The organism is Peribacillus sp. P4_C12, from assembly GCF_056402095.1.
In genome coordinates this window covers 1-4,072 of the sequence record NZ_JBFUIB010000342.1, presented here as the reverse complement: position 1 = coordinate 4,072, position 4,072 = coordinate 1, and the positions used below count along the sequence as shown (strand labels likewise).

The window sequence follows — 4,072 nt, the reverse complement described above, 5'->3', positions numbered from 1 at the left end:
GTTTAAGCCCCCCCATCTCTCAGGAATCGTTACCGAGGTCCAGCCTTCTTTTGCTAGGGCCTGTAAATTCCCTCGTGGAAACATGCCTTCTCTATCAATCATATCTGCATTTGGTTTAATTACTTTTTCAACAATCGGTCTAATTTTTTCTCTAATTTCCTGGATGTACGCTCTTGAATATATATTTTTTTCTAATGCTGCATTGCTCATTTTTATATCCTCCAACTTTTTGTTTATAGATAGAAAACTCACAATTATAGACTTATCTATATCAAACTCTATATGATAATGAATATAAGGAGAAAACTTTTAGTAGATCGCTTAATGTCCATAGCAACCCATCTACTTAAAAGTAAATTTGCTTCAGCGGAAGCTTAGTACCGTTCACAACGTAATTACCGATAGCACGTGCTTTGTAGACAGTTGGATTATGAGAAGCTATGGTACGGATATTACGCCAGTGACGATCGAGGTTCGCTGACTTTCTCGTTGCAGATGCTCCTCCCACTTCAAAAAGTAACGTAGAAGCTTGCAATGCAAGATCGTCCACAATAACCTTAGCCTGAGCCGCCCGAAGTGAAGCATCATGACTTAAATCATAGTCAATCACGCCGTCGACCGCTGAATTCACAGCAATGTCCAGTGCATCTACAGCAGCGAGAACAATCGCTTCGGACGCGAACGCACTACTTGAGAGCTGTCCAACAACCTGTTGTAGTTGCGGGTCTGCAGATGCAGTGTCTGCAGCAGCAAAACTAAATGTTCGAGTTCGTTTATGAACCAAAGCTGATGCGTCTGCCACTACATTACGTAATATGCCTGAAATAACCGCATGGAGATAAAGCTGTAAATATGAATTGAATGGCGTCCTGTCATCACGGATTACAGTCACTTCACCTTTATTAACGAAAACATTGTTTAAATGTGTCGTGCCACTCCCAGTCAATCTTTGTCCGATTCCATCCCAATCGTCTTTTATTATGACACCTTCACGATCAGTTGGGATGATCACGGATACAGGTATTCCATCTAAGGTAGATGCCGTAACAAGTACCCAGTCAGCATACATGGTACCTGTACTAAAGTACTTCGTGCCGTTCAATCGGTAACCCTCACCTTCAGGGGACAAAGTTGTTTCAAAGGCCAAATGCCCCACATTTTTCGATGAGAGCTCAGTAAAAGCATTGCCAATGATTGCTCCATCTGCTATTCTTTGTAACCACGTATCACGTTGTTCACTTGCAGGATTTCGAAGTAATTCATCCACATTGGAAAAATGAGACCGAAGGCTATGCGCGATATCTGGATCGGCTTCAGCTAATCGAATGATGACATAGAAAAGTTCACGAATACTAGCACCGCCACCCCCTAGTTCAACCGGTAAACGAAGAGCACCAAGTCGGGTTCGTCTGATTAAATCGATTGCATAATATGGGCGAGCTTCGCTACCAGAACTCCGACGGTTCTCAGCATCTATTGCAATATCTGTAATCAATTGATCTAATTCAGCAGAGCCAACTTTTACTGGTTCAGTAAAATTTAGTGAAGTTAAACGATCTTTGTTAACACCTAAATTTAATTGTTTTTGATTAGACATTTTTTAAATAACTCCTTTAATTTTAAATATGATTATTCGCATCATATTAGTCGTATTTATTTATAAAAAAATAATTAAATAGTATTAAGCTTGCTCATCTTACTGTGTAGCTCCTTTCAGGACAAAAGCATCAATAACATGCAGTAGGATGACGTTCATCATTTTGTTTAATCAAATACTTTTTATGTAGTAAATTATTTTGAGCTCTCTTGAAGACCAACTTTTCTATACTGATTCCCTACGTGGTTTTCTGGTAAACGAGCTTTTTTTCCAAATAGCTTTTCTCTGAAAGTCCCTTCTTCATATTCCATTTTCACTAATCCTCTTCGTTGAAGTTCTGGTATGACAAGTTCAACAAAATCTTTAAAAGTTCCTGGTGTTATCGCATATGCAAGATTAAATCCATCGATATCCGTATCCTCAATCCAATCTTCAAGCGTATCAGCAATTTGCTCTGGTGTTCCGATTGCCACGGGACCCATTCCACCTATACCAGCAAAATTCGCTAACTCACGTACTGTCCATTTTTTATTTGCACTTGCTTTTGTCAAACTTTCGAGCATTGATTTAATTGCATTTGTTTCAATATATTCAATTTCTTGATCAGGATCATATTCAGAGAAATCAACTCCTGACCACCCACTTAGTAGGGAAAGGGCTCCTTCATAACTTATATATTTCGATAACTCTTCATATTTTGCCCATGCCTCTTCTTCTGTTCGTCCCACAATTGGTGTAAGTAATGCGAAAACTTTCACACTTTTTGGATCTCTTCCTTGCAAATTAGCTTGTGCTCTAACATCTTTAACATATATAGAAATCGCTTCTTTTCCAGGACCAGAAATAAATGTACATTCTGCATGTTTGCCTGCAAATTGTCGGCCTCTTGCAGATCCACCAGCTTGATACAAAACAGGAGTTCTTTGTGGTGATGGCTCACACAAATGAATGCCTGGCACATCGAAATAATTACCATGATGGTTGATTTCGTGAACTTTTGTTGGATCGGTATAGATTCGCTTCTCTTTATCTTTCACAACTGCATCGTCTTCCCAGCTACCCTCCCACAATTTATAGCAAACTTCTAAATATTCATCGGCTATATTGTATCTTTCCGCATGTTGAAATTTATTACCGATGTCGATATTTTTCGTTCCACTTTCTAAATAGGAAGTAACAATATTCCAAGCAATTCGCCCGTTCGTTAGATGATCCAATGTAGACATTCTTCTTGCAAACGTATATGGGTGTTCAAACGTTGTCGAGCATGTGATTCCAAATCCTAAATGTTTAGTTTCATTAGCCATTGCTGAAACGAGCAGAATTGGATCATTTACCGGAACTTGTGTTGCTTCACGAACTGTAGTTTTTTTATCTTTACCATACACATCATAAGTCCCGATTACATCCGCAATAAACAAACCATCGAACCGTCCTTTCTCCAATGTTTGCGCTAACTCCACCCAATATTCAATCTCATTATAGCGATGTGATTGATCTTCAGGATGTACCCACAAACCTGGTGATTGATGGCCAACACAATTCATATCAAATGCATTTAATAAGATTCTTTTTTTGTTCATTTTTTTTGTCTCCTTTTCTGACTTTTTGAAAACTGATAATACAATAAATATTTGATAGTAAAAGGTTTAAAAAAAACAAAAAACCAGAGACATCTTCTACAAAATCAGAAATTGTCTCCGGTTGACCGGCAAACTATATATTAACTATTCCTATGTTATTACTATGTTTTATATTAGCGGGCATACTTCACGTTGTCAATACACCTTATGCACTTTTCTTCAACTTTTGCTGCACATATAAAAGGTAATTTTCCCCAAAATCCAACAATAAAAAATTAACAACTATAGACATAACTCCGGACAACCATTGAGCAACATGTAAAGGATACATATCAAATAGAACAACAACAAGTACAAGTCCTAATGAACATCCAATCATATATTCTAATAGTAAAATTAGCGAACAAGCTAAATCATTGGTACAATACTACCATCAAAGAAAATCCGACTTTCCATCGAAAGGACTAATAAAATCTCATTCATTTGGATTGTTCTCTTTATCTTTTGATACAGTTCTTTATTTTTTTTGCCTTTGTTACCCGACAGCTTCATTTAATATTTTTTATTAGTCCAATGTATCGAACCCGTATCACAATGAGGATGACTATCTAATTGAATTCTTTTGTATTCATTTTCTAACTCTTTTAAAGATAAGTTCAACAGTTGTTCCTTATTCTTATATACATTAAAGACAATCAGTTTATTAATTAATTTCCGCCTTATTTCTTCCATATCTTCGCAAATTTTATACCCCATATGACCTTCTCCTTTTCATCGTTTGTAGAATTGTAAAGGATTTAAAAAACCTTCTTCAAGAATGAGAGGTACGCCTTAAACTAGATTGTGGTAGCACGGAATTCTAAAAAAATCTTTGCTAGAAGTTTCAAAGGCC

5 protein-coding genes are annotated in these 4,072 nt (G+C 37.0%); all 5 read right to left on the bottom strand.

Translation table 11 applies throughout. The features are described 5' to 3' along the window. The coding region (locus AC1DUW_RS22455; RefSeq protein ID WP_477643509.1) for an acyl-CoA dehydrogenase family protein at window positions 1-210 on the bottom strand (210 nt) is incomplete at its 3' end. Window positions 211-346: 136 nt separating this feature from the next. Further along, window positions 347-1,597, bottom strand: coding sequence for an acyl-CoA dehydrogenase family protein (locus AC1DUW_RS22450; protein ID WP_053345664.1), 1,251 nt, complete (start codon window positions 1,595-1,597; stop codon window positions 347-349). A 194-nt stretch (window positions 1,598-1,791) separates the two neighbouring features. Beyond that, complete coding sequence (locus AC1DUW_RS22445) at window positions 1,792-3,180, bottom strand: LLM class flavin-dependent oxidoreductase (protein WP_053345663.1); 1,389 nt, start codon at window positions 3,178-3,180, stop codon at window positions 1,792-1,794. A 205-nt stretch (window positions 3,181-3,385) separates the two neighbouring features. Continuing rightward, a complete protein-coding gene (locus AC1DUW_RS22440) occupies window positions 3,386-3,559 on the bottom strand; it encodes a hypothetical protein (RefSeq protein WP_477643508.1) in 174 nt (57 codons plus the stop codon). Window positions 3,560-3,732: 173 nt separating this feature from the next. Beyond that, complete coding sequence (locus AC1DUW_RS22435; protein ID WP_053345662.1) at window positions 3,733-3,936, bottom strand: Fur-regulated basic protein FbpA; 204 nt, start codon at window positions 3,934-3,936, stop codon at window positions 3,733-3,735. Window positions 3,937-4,072: the final 136 nt, after the last annotated feature.

What these genes read in the sequence shown, in the direction of transcription:
- AC1DUW_RS22450 (WP_053345664.1), bottom strand. Translation starts at nt 1,597, where the DNA reads ATGTCTAATCAAAAACAATTAAATTTAGGTGTTAACAAAGATCGTTTA.
- AC1DUW_RS22445 (WP_053345663.1), bottom strand. Translation starts at nt 3,180, where the DNA reads ATGAACAAAAAAAGAATCTTATTAAATGCATTTGATATGAATTGTGTT.
- AC1DUW_RS22440 (WP_477643508.1), bottom strand. Translation starts at nt 3,559, where the DNA reads ATGATTGGATGTTCATTAGGACTTGTACTTGTTGTTGTTCTATTTGAT.
- AC1DUW_RS22435 (WP_053345662.1), bottom strand. Translation starts at nt 3,936, where the DNA reads ATGGGGTATAAAATTTGCGAAGATATGGAAGAAATAAGGCGGAAATTA.